The sequence below is a fragment of the Flavobacterium sp. genome (assembly GCF_046293665.1).
Classification (GTDB): domain Bacteria; phylum Bacteroidota; class Bacteroidia; order Flavobacteriales; family Flavobacteriaceae; genus Flavobacterium.
Genome location: NZ_JBKBOL010000001.1, coordinates 480,905 through 498,728 on the forward strand (window position 1 = coordinate 480,905; position 17,824 = coordinate 498,728).

General features: G+C 36.9%; 18 protein-coding genes. 10 read left to right on the forward strand and 8 right to left on the reverse strand.

The window, feature by feature from the left end:
* Positions 1–4: 4 nt before the first annotated feature.
* Complete coding sequence (locus tag ACK4R1_RS02190; protein ID WP_409683024.1) at positions 5–415, reverse strand: hypothetical protein; 411 nt, start codon at positions 413–415, stop codon at positions 5–7.
* A gap of 101 nt (positions 416–516) precedes the next feature.
* The gene (recA, locus tag ACK4R1_RS02195) at positions 517–1,521 is read right to left on the reverse strand and encodes a recombinase RecA (RefSeq protein WP_409683026.1); all 1,005 of its coding nucleotides are present in this window, start codon (positions 1,519–1,521) and stop codon (positions 517–519) included.
* Positions 1,522–1,768: 247 nt separating this feature from the next.
* Here recA and ACK4R1_RS02200 point away from each other — a divergent pair, with 247 nt between their 5' ends.
* From ACK4R1_RS02200 to ACK4R1_RS02210, 3 genes are all read left to right on the forward strand, one after another.
* Positions 1,769–2,503, forward strand: a complete 735-nt coding sequence (locus ACK4R1_RS02200) for a lysophospholipid acyltransferase family protein (protein ID WP_409683028.1) — start codon at positions 1,769–1,771, stop codon at positions 2,501–2,503.
* A gap of 3 nt (positions 2,504–2,506) precedes the next feature.
* On the forward strand, positions 2,507–3,496 hold the full coding sequence (locus tag ACK4R1_RS02205; protein WP_409683031.1) for an acyl-ACP desaturase: 990 nt from the start codon (positions 2,507–2,509) through the stop codon (positions 3,494–3,496).
* 69 nt (positions 3,497–3,565) lie between these two features.
* Positions 3,566–4,210: an HD domain-containing protein gene (locus ACK4R1_RS02210; RefSeq protein ID WP_409683033.1), complete on the forward strand. Its 645-nt coding sequence runs from the start codon at positions 3,566–3,568 to the stop codon at positions 4,208–4,210.
* Positions 4,211–4,241: 31 nt separating this feature from the next.
* Here ACK4R1_RS02210 and ACK4R1_RS02215 read toward each other — a convergent pair whose 3' ends face one another.
* The 6 genes from ACK4R1_RS02215 to ACK4R1_RS02240 form a co-directional block, all read right to left on the reverse strand.
* On the reverse strand, positions 4,242–5,795 hold the full coding sequence (locus ACK4R1_RS02215) for a hypothetical protein (RefSeq protein WP_409683036.1): 1,554 nt from the start codon (positions 5,793–5,795) through the stop codon (positions 4,242–4,244).
* A 63-nt stretch (positions 5,796–5,858) separates the two neighbouring features.
* On the reverse strand, positions 5,859–6,641 hold the full coding sequence (locus tag ACK4R1_RS02220; RefSeq protein WP_409683039.1) for an enoyl-CoA hydratase/isomerase family protein: 783 nt from the start codon (positions 6,639–6,641) through the stop codon (positions 5,859–5,861).
* Between the two features lie 97 nt (positions 6,642–6,738).
* On the reverse strand, positions 6,739–8,151 hold the full coding sequence (locus ACK4R1_RS02225; RefSeq protein ID WP_409684049.1) for a sensor histidine kinase: 1,413 nt from the start codon (positions 8,149–8,151) through the stop codon (positions 6,739–6,741).
* A gap of 122 nt (positions 8,152–8,273) precedes the next feature.
* Positions 8,274–8,813 (reverse strand): CopD family protein, encoded by a 540-nt coding sequence (locus ACK4R1_RS02230; RefSeq protein WP_409683041.1) that lies wholly within the window; start codon positions 8,811–8,813, stop codon positions 8,274–8,276.
* A 69-nt stretch (positions 8,814–8,882) separates the two neighbouring features.
* Positions 8,883–9,896 (reverse strand): ferrochelatase, encoded by a 1,014-nt coding sequence (gene hemH / locus ACK4R1_RS02235; RefSeq protein ID WP_409683044.1) that lies wholly within the window; start codon positions 9,894–9,896, stop codon positions 8,883–8,885.
* A gap of 99 nt (positions 9,897–9,995) precedes the next feature.
* Positions 9,996–10,868, reverse strand: a complete 873-nt coding sequence (locus ACK4R1_RS02240) for a helix-turn-helix domain-containing protein (protein WP_409683047.1) — start codon at positions 10,866–10,868, stop codon at positions 9,996–9,998.
* Between the two features lie 228 nt (positions 10,869–11,096).
* Between ACK4R1_RS02240 and hemA the strand changes: the two genes are divergently transcribed.
* From hemA to ACK4R1_RS02275, 7 genes are all read left to right on the forward strand, one after another.
* Entirely contained in the window at positions 11,097–12,356 is a 1,260-nt protein-coding gene (hemA, locus tag ACK4R1_RS02245; RefSeq protein WP_409683050.1) for a glutamyl-tRNA reductase, read from the forward strand.
* A 41-nt stretch (positions 12,357–12,397) separates the two neighbouring features.
* Positions 12,398–13,339, forward strand: a complete 942-nt coding sequence (hemC, locus tag ACK4R1_RS02250) for a hydroxymethylbilane synthase (RefSeq protein WP_409683053.1) — start codon at positions 12,398–12,400, stop codon at positions 13,337–13,339.
* A 3-nt stretch (positions 13,340–13,342) separates the two neighbouring features.
* Positions 13,343–14,014, forward strand: a complete 672-nt coding sequence (locus ACK4R1_RS02255) for a uroporphyrinogen-III synthase (protein ID WP_409683056.1) — start codon at positions 13,343–13,345, stop codon at positions 14,012–14,014.
* A gap of 30 nt (positions 14,015–14,044) precedes the next feature.
* Positions 14,045–15,070, forward strand: coding sequence for a uroporphyrinogen decarboxylase (gene hemE / locus ACK4R1_RS02260; protein ID WP_409683058.1), 1,026 nt, complete (start codon positions 14,045–14,047; stop codon positions 15,068–15,070).
* 69 nt (positions 15,071–15,139) lie between these two features.
* Complete coding sequence (gene hemF, locus ACK4R1_RS02265; protein WP_409683061.1) at positions 15,140–16,042, forward strand: oxygen-dependent coproporphyrinogen oxidase; 903 nt, start codon at positions 15,140–15,142, stop codon at positions 16,040–16,042.
* Positions 16,043–16,171: 129 nt separating this feature from the next.
* Positions 16,172–17,167 carry a porphobilinogen synthase gene (gene hemB / locus ACK4R1_RS02270; RefSeq protein ID WP_409683064.1) on the forward strand — a complete coding sequence of 332 codons (996 nt, stop codon included), beginning with the start codon at positions 16,172–16,174 and terminating at the stop codon, positions 17,165–17,167.
* Positions 17,168–17,392: 225 nt separating this feature from the next.
* Positions 17,393–17,767 (forward strand): c-type cytochrome, encoded by a 375-nt coding sequence (locus ACK4R1_RS02275; RefSeq protein ID WP_409683067.1) that lies wholly within the window; start codon positions 17,393–17,395, stop codon positions 17,765–17,767.
* The last annotated feature ends 57 nt before the right edge of the window (positions 17,768–17,824 follow it).

Here is a 17,824-nt window from a genome sequence, read left to right on the forward strand (position 1 = left end):
TTGTTTAGTTTACCACCGGGATTTCATATTCTAAAAAAATATTATTTCCTTGATCATCTCGTCCTTGCCAAAATTTAAAAAGATATGAGCCATTACTGGTCACTTCGAAGTTAAAGGAACATTCTACAAGATTGTCTTCGGTAAGCTCTTGGCAATCATCCTCTTGTCTTACTGCGCTTTCTATTGCGATAGTTCTCACATTTAAATCCTTGTCATAATAAATAGTATTGAAGGTGTGACAGGATGTTGGTCTTCTGTAATACATTTTCATTTCATAAATTTCACCCATGGTAAATTCAGTAGGAATATCAACACTCTCAACTGGCAATAATTCAAATAAATAATTTGTACCGTTGTCCGGAGTACAAGAATTGAATAAAAAAACTAAAGCTATAAGAGAAACTATTTTTTTCATAATGGTAAATGATTTTTGAGTTAGATGGGAATGTTTACAAATGGTTGCGTTAAATTACTAAAAAAAAACGTCCCGTTTTTCAACGAGACACTTTTAAATTTTTAAGCATTATTTTCTTTGATGAGGTCTTTTATTTTTTGTTCCAATTCATCGGCTAACTCCGGATTGTCTTTAATCAAAACCTTTACAGCATCTCGCCCTTGACCAAGTTTAGTATCTCCATAACTAAACCATGAACCCGCTTTTTTAATCACTTCAAATTCAACAGCTAAATCCAAAATTTCACCGGTTTTAGAAACGCCTTCTCCATACATAATGTCAAATTCTGCCGTTTTGAATGGCGGCGCGACTTTATTTTTAACCACTTTTACTTTGGTTCTGTTACCAATTACATTTTCACCATCTTTAATTTGTGACGAACGACGAATGTCTAAACGAACCGAAGCGTAGAATTTCAAAGCATTTCCACCCGTTGTAGTTTCTGGATTTCCGAACATTACGCCGATTTTCTCTCTCAATTGGTTGATGAAAAAAACAGTACAATTGGTTTTACTGATGGTTCCGGTTAATTTTCTCAAAGCTTGTGACATCAAACGGGCATGTAATCCCATTTTAGAATCCCCCATTTCGCCTTCGATTTCGCTTTTTGGGGTCAATGCAGCCACCGAATCAATTACAACAATATCAATCGCTCCTGAACGGATTAAGTTTTCGGCAATTTCCAATGCTTGCTCTCCGTTATCCGGTTGCGAAATGATTAAGTTTTCAATATCTACGCCTAATTTCTCGGCATAATTTCTATCGAAAGCGTGCTCTGCATCAATAAAGGCAGCAATTCCGCCGGCTTTTTGCGCTTCTGCAATCGCGTGTAAAGTTAAAGTAGTTTTACCCGAAGATTCCGGGCCATATATTTCAATAACCCTTCCTTTCGGATAACCGTTTACGCCCAAAGCTAAATCCAAACCAAGCGAACCCGAAGGAATAACTTCTACTTCTTCAACGGCTTTATCGCCCATCTTCATCACGGTTCCTTTGCCGTAGGCTTTGTCTAATTTATCTAGTGTTAGTTGTAAGGCTTTTAATTTGGCTTCTTTTTCTGAACTCATTTTTTAAAAATTTAGTGGCATAAAAATAATGCTTTTTTTGATGTTATGGGACACAAATCAGAGTAGTTTTGAACAAATTGTCTTAACCTTTATCATGCCAATCATTATGTTTTTAAAGGTAGTTATGTTTGATTTTATTGTGTTACACAAAAAGTGTATATTTTGTTAAATGTTTAAGGTGTTTTTTATGCCTGCTTTCTGTATCATCCCTTGATTTTTACTTATTTTTGCCTACTATTTTTACATTATGGAAAAACTTATATCCTACCCAATTTCAGTAATTTATTATTTGTGTTTCGGATTGACATTGGTCATTTTCCACCCGATTCAATGGATTTGCTTCAATGTTTTTGGTTACCAGGCACACAAAAAAAGTGTCGATTATTTGAATTTCTTTTTGACCAAATGCACTAATATTTTAGGAACGACTTACACTTTTAAAAACAAAGAAGTTATCCCAAAAAATGCCCCGATAATTTTTGTGGCCAATCACCAAAGTTTATATGATATTATTGGAATCATTTGGTATTTGCGCCGTTTTCACGCCAAGTTTGTCAGCAAAAAAGAGTTGGGCAAAGGCATCCCGAGTGTTTCGTATAATTTAAGACATGGTGGCTCGATTTTAATTGACAGAAAAGATCCCAAACAAGCTATTCCATTAATAAAAGGCTTATCAGAATACATCGAAAAGCACAACCGTTCCGCAGTAATTTTTCCGGAAGGAACAAGAAGTAAAAACGGAAAACCAAAAGAATTTGCCCAAAGTGGTCTAAAAATCTTATGTAAATATGCGCCTTCTGCTTATGTTGTGCCAATTACCATTAATAATTCGTGGAAAATGGTTAAATTTGGTGCTTTCCCCATGGGCTTAGGCAATCGTTTGCAATTTACGATTCATGACCCTTTAGCCGTAAAAGATTTTTCGTTTGAAGAGTTGATGGAGAAAACGGAACAAGCGATAATACAATCTATAAAAAATTAAAAAATGCCTCAAAAGAATGTTAGACTAGAAGTCATGCAGTTTCTGGAAAAAGACGTAGACAAATTTGTAGACGAGTTTTTGATTCCGGTTGAAAAAATATGGCAACCGTCAGACTTACTACCTAATTCAGAAAGTGAAAGTTTCTTTGATGAAGTAAAAGAGTTGAGAGAAATTGCCAAAGATTTACCCTATGATTTTTGGGTAGTTTTAGTAGGTGACACTATTACTGAAGAAGCTTTGCCAACCTACGAATCTTGGTTAATGGACGTAGAAGGAATTGATAATGTGGAACGAAACGGTTGGTCAAGATGGGTTCGCCAATGGACCGGAGAAGAAAACCGGCACGGTGATTTATTGAACAAATATTTATACTTATCCGGACGTGTAAACATGCGCGAAGTTGAAATGACTACGCAACATTTAATCAATGACGGATTTGATATAGGAACCGGACGCGATCCATATAAAAACTTTGTATACACGAGTTTTCAAGAATTAGCCACTTATATTTCACACAACAGAGTTTCGCAAATTGCCAAACAATATGGCGACAAGAAATTGTCAAAATTGTGTAAAATGATTGCCGGTGACGAAATGCGCCACCATCATGCTTACAGCGAATTTGTAAACCAAATTTTCAAAGTAGATCCAAGCGAAATGATGTTGTCGTTTCAACACATGATGAAAAATAAAATCGTGATGCCTGCAGTTTTCTTGAGAGAATCAGGAGAAAAAATGAGTTCAGCGTTTGAAGAATTTTCTAATTCGGCTCAAAAAATCGGAGTCTACACTGCTGCAGATTATGTAGACATCTTGAAGAAATTGACTGAAAGATGGGAAATCGATAAGATAACCAACTTAACTGCAGAAGCTGAAAAAGCCAGAGATTATTTGATGAAATTACCGGAAAGAATGGCAAAAATTTCAGAAAGATTAGTCTTGCCAGAAGAAACTAAAATTTTCAAATGGGTTGAACCCGCTTTGTCTAGATAATAGAAAAAAGAGAATAGAGTATAAACTAAATCCTTTCCTAAAAGAAAGGATTTTTTTAAACCCAAATTGATGTCAATAATTGATAAAACTATCCTTTTTGTAAAGAAACAACTCGAAAATGCCGAAGGCGGACACGATTGGTTTCACATTGAGCGCGTGTATAAAAATGCCATTTTGATTGCTCAGGAAGAAGCTTGTGATTTGACGGTCGTAAAACTCGGCGCTTTGCTTCATGATATTGCCGATAGTAAATTTCACGAAGGCGATGAAACCGTCGGGCCAAGAACAGCTCGTGCTTTTTTAGAATCCGAAAAAGTAACCGAAGCAACAATTGTACATGTGATTAATATCATCGAAAACATTTCGTTTAAAGGCGGCAATTTTGAAAAGAAGTTCCATTCTAAAGAACTTGAAATTGTTCAGGATGCGGACAGATTAGATGCAATTGGCGCCATAGGAATTGCCAGATGTTTTAACTATGGTGGCTTCAAAAACAGAGCGCTTTACAATCCGGCTATTGCTCCCAAATTAAACATGACTAAAGAAGAATATAAGAATAATGATTCGCCAACACTAAATCATTTCTACGAAAAACTATTGTTGCTCAAAGACAAAATGAACACGGAAAGCGGAAAAAAAATTGCTTTGCAACGCCACCAATACATGGAAAATTTCCTCTCGCAGTTTTATGCAGAATGGGAAGGCGAGAAATAAAAAAGAGAATCAATTTGATTCTCTTTTTGTTTTATAAAGTTACTTTCAGTAGTTGTTTTTTCTTGCCCTTTTGTCCCAGAAAATAAACGGAATCACCCGACAGTATTCCATCCGAAACCATAAATGGCACTTCGTTGTCTTTATCATCTAATATTTCCTGAAAATCAAAATCTCCGTTTTGGTTGACTCTAATCACATTTAGATTCGAGCGTTTGTTTGAAGTTTGTCCAAACTGTATGCGGTCGTTTCTTAATTTTTTTACTTTTTCACCGGCATTAATAAAAAAATAGGCATCATTGCCTCTGGCAGTTGAGGTATAGGAAAGATAAGGATTGTCTCCTGATGATACTTGGCGTTTGTTAATGTTTCTTGCCCAAACGATATCACCTGAAGGGTTTATTTTAGCACTTACAATATCATCATAATGGAAAAGTGTTCGGGTAACCATGCCACCGTTTGGCGTTGAATAAGTGTGAGTAGTAATATAAAACTCTTCTGCATTGAAAATAATATCATTGTTGGTCGTAATCAATATTCTTCTAAAGGAAAGATTCCTCAATTCTTTGTCTTTGTCTTTCCCATATTTATCTACCATGAACTGTTCTGTAAACGGATTGAATTTAGATTTTTTGATGTCTAATGTAATTGGGTCTAATTCAAAATAGCTGATGCCTTTGTAACGGTTGTCATTACGGTCAGAATAGAATCCGATACAAGTTACTCGGTCCGAAAAAACAATAGCTTTCAAAGATGCTGAAAAGTGCTCATCGGTATCAAAAACCTGTGTTTTTTGATTGTCATTGGTAATTCTTGTCAATTCATACTGATAACGCCCGCCTTCTTTTTTCTTTTTGGCGTCATCAGAATATACTTTCCCTAAAAGATACAGTGTTGAAGCATCTTTAGATACATCAATATTTTCATATCTGAATTTTCGATCTTTGATATCGCGTTTGAAAATGTGTTCAATTTTTTTGTTCAATTGATTGTCAAACAAATAGATTTTATGGGTTTCACTCTCTTTGTCTTTGATGTCAACGGTAATGGCAAAAGCGGTTCGGTCTTCGTTTACAATCATGCTCGCACCCGAATCGCCGTCGAAATCAGAAACTCTGGAAAACATCCCGAATCGCTTAACTTCCTCGCTATTGATTCGGAATAATTCTTTTGATTTAAAATTGAAATCGGCAATATTAGCTGTCATAGACACGCAGATAAAAGCTTTTTCTGTTTTATTGTATAAGAAATTAATAATATTGATTTCGTCTCCGTTGCTAATAAGTCCTAAAATTCCACTTTGCTTTACGTCTTTGGATTCTTTGGGATTGTATTCATATTCTTTAATGAGTTTCATGTTGGAATCATAATGCTCAAAGTAATAACCATAACTGCCGGAAAACATACCGCCAGAATAAGTTCGAACCAACAGGATACCGCCATTGCCGTCATCTTCGGCTAAGGCAATATTAGAATGCTTGAATTCGTCTTTAAACAATTCACTTTTGCTTATTTTAAAAGGGATTTCTTGGGCAAAACCCGCTATCGAAAGCAAAGACATTACAATGCTTAAAAGGATTTTTTTCATTGGTTTGGTTTTTTTAAGCTCCGAATATATAAAAAAATCCCGCTGATTAGCGAGATTTGTTTTTTATTTCCCTGTGAAACTGGCCTTTCTTTTTTCCAAGAATGCTGTTGTTCCTTCTTTAAAATCTTCGGTGCCGAAACATTTGCCAAAGTTTCTGATTTCTACATCATAACCGTCAACATCGTGTTTGTAATTGGCATTGATAGCTTTTATAGCTTTTCCGATAGCATTTGGAGAATTGCGCATGATTTTCGAGGCGATGCTTTTCGTGAATTCTAAAAGTTCTGCTTGAGCAACTACATGATTGACTAATCCGTAAGATTTTGCCGTTTCCGCATCTATCATTCCGGCGGTCATAATCAGTTCCATGGCACGTCCTTTTCCAATCAATTGCGGCAAACGTTGGGTTCCGCCATAACCCGGAATAACGCCAAGTGACGTTTCAGGCAAACCCATTTTAGCATTGTCGGAAGCAATTCTGAAATGACAAGCCATCGCCAATTCTAAGCCACCGCCAAGCGCAAAACCATTTACCGCAGCAATGACAGGTGTTTTCAATTTCTCTACAAAATCAAACAACAATTCCTGTCCTTGAGCCGCCAATTGAGCTCCTTCTTCAATAGAGAAATTAGCAAATTCAGAAATGTCAGCACCGGCTACGAAAGCCTTTTCACCTTCGCCGGTAATTATAATTACTCTTACTTCAGAATTATTTTCTAAATTCTCAAAAGCATCGTGTAATTCTTGAATGGTTGCTTTGTTCAAAGCATTTAATTTTGCCGGACGATTGATAGTAATTTGTCCGATGCCGTTGTCAATAGCAACGAGTATGTTTTCGAAGTTCATAGTTTGTAGTTTTATTATTTGTATAATTTTTACCGCAAATTCGCAAATTATTTATTTGACATATCTATTTAAAATTTGCGAATCTGCGGTTAAATTTTTATTTAACAATAGGAAGCGACACTATAAAAGTTGAGCCTTTTCCCGGTTCGGTTTCAAAAGTAATAGTTCCTTTGTAATTTTCGATGATGTTTTTGATAATTCCCAATCCCAATCCCATACCACTGGTTTTGGTAGTGAATTTAGGCTCAAAAATATAATCGATGTTTTCAGGATTGATGCCGATTCCGTTGTCTTTTACCGAAATAATTACATTGTCTTCTACTTCATTTACCGAAACTAAAACCTGTTTTTCTTCTTGGTCTTCCGGAATGGATTGTGTAGCGTTTTTAACCAAATTGGTAATGATTCTAATCAGTTGCGTTCGGTCTAATTTCGAGATGATTTCTTCTTTATTGCTTTCAAAAACAATGTAATCTTCATTAAAAATATCCAAAGCCAATTCAACTACATCCACCACATTCAAGTTCTCATTCTGCTGCGCCGGCATCGAAGCAAAGTTAGAAAACGCTGATGCGACCGAACTCATCGTGTCAATTTGCTGAATCATGGTTTTAGAATAATCATTCAGTTTTTGTTTCAAATCGGGATCATTCGGATCAAATTTTCGTTGGAAACTTTGAACGGTCAAACGCATTGGAGTCAATGGATTTTTAATCTCGTGAGCGACTTGCTTTGCCATTTCACGCCAAGCTTGTTCGCGTTCGCTTTGGGCTAACTTACTGGCGCTTTCTTCTAACTTGTCCACCATTTGGTTGTAAGCATTAATCAAGGAATTGATTTCTTTACTATTGGCCTCAATGACAATCTTTTCGTTTTTTTGGTTCAGACTCGTTTCGTTGATTTTATCGGAAATGGTTTTAAGCGATTTGGTAATGTAACTCGAAAGGAAGTAGGCTAGAGCAAAAGCGATAACCAACATAAACGAATACACCTGACTCAAACGCAACAAAAATTCACGCAATTCCGTTTCGTAAAAACCATCGTCTTCTACGTATGGAAGATTCAGAATGCCCAAAGGTTTAAATTTGTCGTCTTTGATTTGGCTGTAAGAGGAACGGTTCTTAACTCCGTCGATGTTCTTAATGTCAACATATCTTTTATCCACAGAAGATTGCACGAGTTTCAGGATATAGTTCGGAATTGGCGGCGCGACTTTATCCACGGAAAACGTCGACTTAGAAGACTTCAACAGTTTTCCTTCCAAAGAGTAAATATTGATTTCCAAGTTATGAATGTCAGACAGTTCGTGAATTTTATCTTTGAAAATTAATCGAAGATTTTCAGGTGTTAGCGGATAAGTTGTGGTAGAAAGCACGTAGTTGATGTGCTCTTTGATAGCAAATTCTTTTCGGTCTAATCGTTCTTGGTGGTAATCTTTGGCTTCATTTTTAAATTGTATAATCGAAATAGAAGCCATCAAAATAGAGGCAATCAATATCAATATAATCATCGACAAGAAAATCCTGATGCGAAGCGAAAGCATTGACATTTTGAAGCCGTTTAGCATTTATTAAGTTTTCAGTCGCAGTTTTCAGTCGCAGTTTTTCTGTTAACTGAGACTTAAACTGTCAACTATTTCTTTTCCCGTATTCGTTTGTAAAATTTAAACCCAAGCATAATCAAAATCGAAAACAAAATAATTCCGACTACGCCGTAAATCCAATTGAAAGCATTTTTTAAAATTACTAAAAAAACGACAGAAAACAGGATAATCGTGGCACCTTCATTCCACAATCGCATAAAATTGGAGCTGTACTTGAACTCGTCATTTTGCAACTGATTGTAAATTTGATGGCATTTGAAATGATAGGCAAACAATAAAACTACAAAACCCAATTTCACTTGCATCCAAGGCATATGAATCCATGCGGGCATCAAATGTAACAACCATAACGCGAATACCGTTGCCAAAACTGCACTCGGCCAAGTGATAATATACCACAAGCGATACGTCATGATTTTGTATTGCTTTTGCAAAATTTCTTTCTCAGGCGAAGGCTTGTTGTTGGCCTCAATTTGGTACACAAACAAGCGAACAATATAAAACAAACCCGCAAACCAAGTGATGACAAAGATGAGGTGCAAAGATTTTATGTAGTTGTAGAGTTCCATTTGTTTAATTTATAAACCGCAGATTTGCCAATTATATTTTAATCTGCGAATTTGCGGTAGGTTTTCAATTTATTTACTCCAATCTTTTACCCAATTGGCTACCACTTGACACCATTCGTCTTCATCATTCAAACAAGGAACCGCAAAAAATTCCTCGCCACCGTTTTCTTTAAACTCTTCATTGGCACGCATCGCAATTTCTTCCAAAGTTTCTAAGCAATCTGAAACAAACGCCGGAGTTACAACCGCTAATTTTTTGATTCCTTTTGCCGGCATTTTGTTAATTTCAACATCGGTGTAAGGCGTCAACCATTTGTCTCCGGCCAAGCGAGATTGGAACGTTTGACTGTATTTGCCTTCCGGAATTCCGAGCAATTCAACTACTTGTCTAGTAGTTTCGTAACATTGATGGCGGTAGCAAAATTCATGGGCTGGTGAAGCGGTTACACAACATTTATTATCAATAGTACAATGTGATTTGGTTACATCAGTTTTGCGAATATGGCGTTTAGGAATGCCGTGATAAGAAAACAGCAAGTGATCATATTCAAATCCTTCTAAGTGTTTTTTAATCGAATGGGCTAAGGTTTTGATAAAATCGGGTTTGTTATAAAATGCCGGTACTTTCGTGATGGTCATTTCAGGGAAATGTTTTTGTTGCAATTCATCGGCTAAAGCCCAAATCGTAGTCGTTGAAGCCATCGCATATTGCGGATACAAAGCCAATAACATCACTTCAGTTACGCCTTTATCTTTTAATTCCTGTAAGCCTTTTTGCATCGTCATCGTTCCGTAACGCATCGCTAAAGCCACTGGAACATCAACCAGTTTCTCCACTTTTTGGTGCATTTTTTTGGAAAAAACAATTAGTGGCGAACCTTCATCGGTCCAGATTTGACTGTAAGCTTCAGCCGATTTTTTAGGTCGGGTTTGTAAAATAATACCGCGAACTAAAAGCGCTCTTAATAAAAATGGTACGTCAATCACGTATTTATCCATTAAAAATTCATCTAAATAAGGTTTAACGTCTTTGGCAGTTGGGCTTTCGGGCGAACCGAGATTGACTAATAATACTCCTTTCATTTTGGCAATTTTAATTTTGTTAAAAGTAATGAAACTTCTTTTTGGGCTTTAGGTTAAACTAATTTTTTACTAATGGTTTGATATACGAAATCAATGCGATTAGGTATTGGCATTCAAACTCATTAAATATTTTTTGGGTGTTGTGGCAAATTTCTTTTTGAACGCTGCAATAAAATGACTTCCGGTGCTGTAGCCTATTTTGAGCCCAACTTCATTCACATTATAAGAACCTGAATCCAATAATTGTCGGGCGTAATCCATTTTATAATCGAATAAAAAACCATAAACGGTGTCGCCGTAAATTTGTTTGAAACCCATTTTTAATTTTTTCAAACTCAAACCAACTTGTTCCGAAAGCTCTTCTAAACCCGGCGGTTCCGCCATATTGGCAATCATGATTTCTTTGGCTTTTTTGATTTTCATCACATTGTCTTCGTCAATTAGAAACGGACATTGCTCAGCATTCGGGTCTTCGTTTCGGTTGAAATACAAACTCAATAATTCGTAACCTTTTCCTTTATAATAAAGGTTTTTGATAGATGGATTAAGCGAATAGTGAAACATCTGACTCAAAACAATCGCCATCGATGGGCTAATATTTTCTTCTTTATAATATTTTTTGTCATTGTTTTCAGGGCTCAAGAACGGAATATGGTCCGACTGATTGGTAAACAAAGAATGGAATTTTTGGATAGAAATAATCACCGAAATTACCCAAGAATTCGGAGCCAATTCTAAATCTAATGGCAATTCTTTTTGTGGATTGTAGAACAACAACGACTTTTCTTCTTTCAAATCCAAAGCATAATTTCCCTGATTGAAAACAAATTTTGCTTTGCCTTTAATTCCAAAGTGAAATTGAATCAACCCTTGACTGATGTGCCTTTTCACATGAAAATTGTCATTTCCATCGTTTTGAAAACGAATTAAAGTGAAATCATTTTCAATTGTTATAACTTCTTGAGAACCCATAGCGACATTTTTTCGTATATGATTTCGAAACCAAGTGAAATTCTTATTTAGAATGAATCTATATAAAGAAGTTGTCAAGACTTGATTTCATTGCAAATTTATAATAAATAACGCTAAAAAGATATTTGGTAATCAAAATATCTCACAGCGACACAAAAAGTCCCTACAGCGTTATTTTTATAAAATGGTTAGTAATATTTTTGTTGAACTTTTTAAGGAAAGTAGTTTATGGAAAATTTTAATATGTCGAAACACACCTCTTTTTACGCCGTTGGATTAAGTTACAAAAAAGCAGATGCTGCAATCAGAGGAAAGTTCAGTTTGGATGCCAAAGCAAAATCAACTTTATTGATGCAAGCTGAAGCAGAAGGAATCGAAGCCTTAATCGTTACATCAACCTGTAACCGAACTGAAATTTATGGTTTTGCCAATCACCCATACGAGTTAATCAAATTACTTTGCGAAAACAGCCAAGGTTCTGTACAAGAGTTTCAGGAAGTGGCTTACATCTATAAAAATCAGGAAGCAATCAATCACATGTTTCGTGTTGGAACCGGTTTAGACAGCCAAATTTTAGGTGATTTTGAAATCATCAGCCAAATGAAAATTGCTTTTGTAGAAAGCAAATCAAACGGTTTGGTGAATTCTTTCTTAGAAAGATTAGTGAATTCTGTTATCCAAGCTAGTAAAAAAATCAAAACCGATACTGACATTTCTACCGGTGCAACTTCGGTTTCTTTCGCTTCAGTACAATACATTATTAGAAATGTAGAAGACATTGCCAACAAAAATATCTTGCTTTTCGGAGCGGGAAAAATTGGTAGAAATACTTGTGAAAATTTGGTGAAACACACCAAACACGAACACATTACGTTAATCAATCGTACCAAAGACAAAGCCGAAAGATTAGCACAAAAATTAAACCTAGTCGTTAAAGATTACGCCGATTTACAATTGGAATTACAAAAAGCAGACGTTGTCGTTGTCGCGACCGGTGCTCAAAACCCAACTATTGACAAGGCAATATTAAATCTGAAAAAGCCATTGTTGATTTTAGATTTATCTATTCCGAAAAATGTAAATGAAAATGTTCAGGAAATTGAAGGTGTGACTTTAATTCACTTAGATCATCTTTCTCAAATTACCGACGAAACTTTAGAAAACAGAAAATTGCACATTCCAGCTGCCGAAGCCATTATTGAAGAAATCAAAGAAGAGTTTATGGCTTGGGCTAAAAACAGAAAGTTCGCGCCAACCATTCAAGCTCTGAAAGAAAAATTAAATTCTATTAAAGAAGGCGAATTAAACGTGCAACGCAAAAAATTATCCAATTTTGACGAAGAGCAAGCCGAGTTAATCAGCAACCGCATCATCCAAAAAATCACCAATCATTTTGTAAATCACCTAAAAGACGGCGATTCTATGGATGAAGGCATTGAATGGATTGAAAAGGTTTTCCAGTTAGATCAAGAAAAATCATTCTTTTAAATCTCTGCGTCTCCGCGCCTTAGCGAGAAATATAAAAACCAATGCACAAAGTCACTGAAAAAACCATACGAATAGGAACTCGCGATAGCGAACTAGCACTTTGGCAAGCCCATACCGTTCAAAAGAAACTCAACGATTTAGGCTATAAAACCGAAATTGTGGCGGTAAAATCACAAGGCGATATTATTCTGGACAAACCTTTGTACGAACTCGGAATTACCGGAATTTTCACCAAAACCTTAGACATTGCCATGATTAATGGTGAAGTAGATATTGCCGTCCATTCTATGAAAGATGTACCAACGGCTTTGCCAATCGGCATTGTTCAAGCAGCCGTTTTGGAAAGAGCGAATGTGTTAGATATTTTAGTGCACAAAGGCAATATCGATTTTTTAAATACAAACGGAACGATAGCCACCGGAAGTTTACGCCGACAAGCACAATGGCTGAATAAATATCCAAATCATACCGTTACCGATTTACGTGGCAATGTAAACACGCGCATGCAAAAGTTGCAAGACAACGATTGGAGCGGAGCCGTTTTTGCGGCAGCAGGTTTGGAAAGAATCAATTTAAAACCCGATACTTTTATCAATTTAGATTGGATGATTCCGGCACCGGCACAAGGTGCAATGGTAGTCGTAGCCATGGGCAATGACAATTATACCATCGAGGCCGTTTCTCAATTGAATGATATCGAAACCGAAATTTGTACTTACATAGAAAGACAGTTTTTAAGAACACTCGAAGGCGGTTGTACAGCACCAATCGGAGCTTTGGCCAAATACAATCAAAACGATGATACCATAGAATTTCAAGGGTGTTTACTTTCGCTTGACGGAAGACAAAAATTCGAAATCAAGAAAGTTGTCGACATCTCAGAATGGAAGAAATTAGGATTTCATTCTGCACAAGAAATTCTGGAGAATGGCGGAAGTGAATTGATGTTTGAAATCAAGAAACAGCTTAAACCAAAAGTATAAACGATGGAATACCAAATTCGCCTATTATCAACTAAAAAGCTTTTAGAAAGCCAAAAGCAATTACTGTTGAGTGCGAATTTTGCAATTGAAGAAGAAGATTTTATTAAGGTTGTAAACAAATATTTTGAAGTTGAAACGATAAATGATTTTCTGATTTTCACCAGTCAGAATGCAGTAGAAAGTGTTTTAGAGCATGAAAAGATAACTGAAATAAAAACCAGAAAATGCTTTTGTGTAGGTGAAAAAACCAGAGCAATGTTGGAACAAAATGACTTTGAAGTAATCATAAGTTCGGATTACGCTTCAGAATTGGCTTCTATTATTTGTAACCAATATTTCAAAAGTAGTTTTACGTTTTTCTGCGGAAATCTGCGAAGAGATATTTTACCGGATTCAATGACTTTAGCCGGAGTTGTTTTTGAAGAAGTTGAGGTTTATGAAACGGTTTTAACACCTCATAAGGCTAACGATAATTTGAATGGCATAATGTTTTTCAGTCCGTCTGGTGTAAAAAGTTTTTTGAAAGTCAATCTCATTCGGGACGAAATTTGTTTTTGCATAGGAAATACTACCGCAAAAGCCTTGAGAGACATTACTAAAAAAGTAGTAATAGCCAATCAACCCACGATAGAAAGTACCCTTATAAAAAGTATAGAATTTTTTAATAAAATATAGTTTAGCCCAAGCTAGCACAAAACCAAAAATATGATTAAAAACGATTTATTCCTTCGCGCCTTAAACAATGAAACCGTAGAACGTCCACCGGTTTGGATGATGCGTCAAGCAGGAAGATATTTACCTGAATTCAGAGCCTTACGCGACAAATATGATTTTTTCACCCGTTGTGAAACACCGGAATTAGCCGCTGAAATCACAGTACAACCCATCAGAATTGTAAAACCCGATGCGGCCATTTTGTTCTCGGATATTTTGGTGGTACCAAGAGCAATGGGCATTCACGTTGAGTTAAAAGACAATTTGGGACCAATTATTCCAAATCCAATCCGCACGATGGAACAGGTGAATCAAGTCTTTGTTCCGGATGTTCATGAAACGTTAGGCTACGTTTTCGACGCTATCAAATTAACCAAAGAAATGCTCAACGACGAAGTGCCGTTGATTGGTTTCGCTGGTTCACCTTGGACAATCTTCTGTTATGCCGTAGAAGGAAAAGGCTCTAAAAGTTTCGATACAGCTAAAGGATTTTGTTTCTCCAACCCCGTAGCGGCACATACTTTATTGCAAAAAATCACTGACACGACCATTTTATATTTAAAAGAAAAAGTAAAAGCAGGATGTAATGCCATTCAAATTTTTGATTCTTGGGGCGGAATGCTTTCTCCGGTTGATTATAACGAATTCTCTTGGCCTTACATCAACCAAATCGTAGAAGCTTTAGCCGAAGACACTAAAGTAATTGTGTTCGGAAAAGGTTGTTGGTTTGCGTTAAACGATATGGCAAAATCAAAAGCATCTGCACTTGGAGTTGATTGGACTTGTTCTGCTAGAAACGCTCGTTATTTATCAGGCGGAAGAATCACTTTACAAGGAAATTTTGACCCTTCAAGATTATTGTCTCCAATTCCAACCATCAAAAAAATGGTACATGAAATGATAGACGAATTCGGAAAAGACAATTACATCGTAAACTTAGGTCACGGTATTTTACCCAACATTCCGGTTGATCACGCGAAGGCGTTTATTGAAGCGGTGAAAGAATATAATCAGTAGGCAGTCACAGTCACAGTTTTCAGTTTCAATTCTCTGGAACTGAAAACTGCGACTGAAAACTAATTCACAATGAAAGACAAGTTCTATCAATACATACTACAACTCCAAGACCAAATCACTTCTGCCTTAGAAGCAGTTGATGGCGTAGCTAAATTTCGTGAAGATATTTGGCAACGACCGGAAGGCGGCGGCGGAAGAACACGCGTGATGGAGAATGGAAAGGTTTTCGAAAAAGGTGGCGTCAACATTTCGGCTGTTCACGGCAAATTACCCGAAGCGATGCAAAAGATGTTCAACGTAGGCGAAGCCGATTTTTTTGCGTGTGGATTGAGTTTAGTCATTCATCCCAAAAGTCCAATGGTGCCCACGGTTCATGCCAATTGGCGCTATTTCGAAATGTATGACGATAATGGTGACGTTATCAATTCGTGGTTCGGTGGCGGACAAGATTTAACGCCTTATTATTTGTTTGAAGAAGATGCGAAACATTTTCACCAAACCTGTAAAATTGCTTGCGACAAGCATAATCCGGAGTTTTATCCGAAATACAAAAAACAATGTGACGCCTATTTTTGGAACGCTCATAGAAACGAAGCCCGCGGAATCGGCGGTTTGTTCTTCGATTATTGCAAAGAATCAGCAACCATGAAAATGGATGATTGGTACAAATTTGTAACAGAAGTAGGCAATAGTTTCTGCGAAGCTTATGTTCCAATTGTAGAAAAAAGAAAAACATTATCCTATACACTAGAACAAAAAACCTGGCAGGAAATCCGACGCGGTCGTTATGTCGAATTCAATTTGGTACACGACAAAGGCACGCTATTCGGTTTAAAAACCAACGGCAGAATAGAATCGATATTGATGAGTTTACCACCGCATGTACAATGGGTTTACGACCATCATCCGGAATCCGGAAGTGAAGAAGAAAAATTAATTCAAGTACTAGAAAATCCAGTAGATTGGATATAATTGAACCATATAAGGAATATAAGGTCATATAAAAGGCTTTAATGAACTTATATTCCTTATATGGTAAAAAAATTTTATAAATAACTTCGCTTTGCGCCTTTGCGCCTTTGCGAGAAAAGAGAAAAAAATATGTTCCCATTACAAAGAGGCAGAAGGCTACGCGTTAACGAATCCATACGTTCCTTAGTCCGCGAAACAACTTTAAGTCCATCCGACTTTATGTTTCCCATGTTCATTGCAGAAGGCGAAAATTATAAATCCGAAATCCCATCCATGCCCGGTATTTTCCGTCGCTCGATTGATTTAACTGTCGAAGAAGTCAAAGAAATTTACGCTTTAGGCATTCGTGCCGTAAACATTTATGTAAAAGTTGACGAAAGCATAAAAGACAACACCGGCAAAGAAGCGTGGAATCCAAACGGTTTAATGCAAAATGCCATCAAAGCCATCAAAACCGCTTGCCCTGAAATGATTGTCATGCCCGATGTAGCACTTGATCCATATTCCATTTACGGTCACGACGGTATCATCGAAAATGGCGATATAGCCAACGATGCGACTAACGAAGCCTTAGTGAAAATGGCCGTTTCTCATGCGCAAGCCGGAGCCGATTTCGTAGCACCAAGCGATATGATGGACGGAAGAGTTTTAAGATTGCGCCAAGGTTTAGACGCCGCAGGTTTTTCAAACGTTGGCATCATGAGTTATTCGGCCAAATACGCGTCAGCATTCTACGGACCGTTTCGCGATGCTTTAGACAGTGCGCCGAGAGAAGCAGATGTTGTGGTTCCGAAAGACAAAAAAACCTATCAAATGGATTATGCCAACCGCATCGAAGCCATCAAAGAAGCGTTAATGGACGTAGAAGAAGGCGCCGATATGGTCATGGTAAAACCCGGAATTGCCTACTTAGACATCGTTCGCGAAGTTAAAAATGCCGTGAATGTTCCCGTGACGGTTTTCCACGTTTCGGGCGAATATGCTATGATTAAAGCGGCTTCCGAAAGAGGTTGGCTCGACCACGACAAAATCATGATGGAGCAATTGATGTGCATTAAAAGAGCCGGCGCGAGTCTGATTTCCACTTATTTTGCCAAAGAAGCCGCAATATTATTAAACAAATAAAATGACCGCAAATTCGCAAATTTTAAATTTTATGAGATTTTGATTTGCGAATTTGCGGTAAAACTTTGGGAGCGAAAGGCTCGGGATTTATCGGCTATCCATTTTCCTGCTTTTCGTTCCAATCTTTTTTTAACTTCGACAGAGTTTCAAACTCTATCGGAGTTTAAAAAAAGGATTTCCACTTCAATCAGGGCTAAAAAGTAATAGAATTGAATTTTTGTAAACATGAAAAAATACATCCTAATCGCCTTAATCACAACATTCGTGTCTTGTAAAAAAGAAACCGAAGAAAACTACGGCCAACCCAAGCAAGACAACACAGCCATCGTCATTTCCGGTCAGGAACTATTTGAAGGCAAAGGAACTTGCAACGCCTGTCATTTACCGGACCAAAAAGTTATCGGACCAAGTATCGCCGAGATTGCCAAAATCTACAAGGAAAAAAAAGGCAGTATTATTAGTTTTCTCAAAGAAGAAAGCGAACCCATCGTTGATCCAAGTCAGTATGAAGTGATGAAAACCAATTTCGCCATCACTAAGCTAATGAGCAATGAAGAACTAAAAGCTTTGGAAGATTACATCTATACTTTCTCGAAGTAAAACTTTGCGAACTTCGCGCCTTCTTTGTGCCCTTTGCGGTTAAAATAATTATCTTTA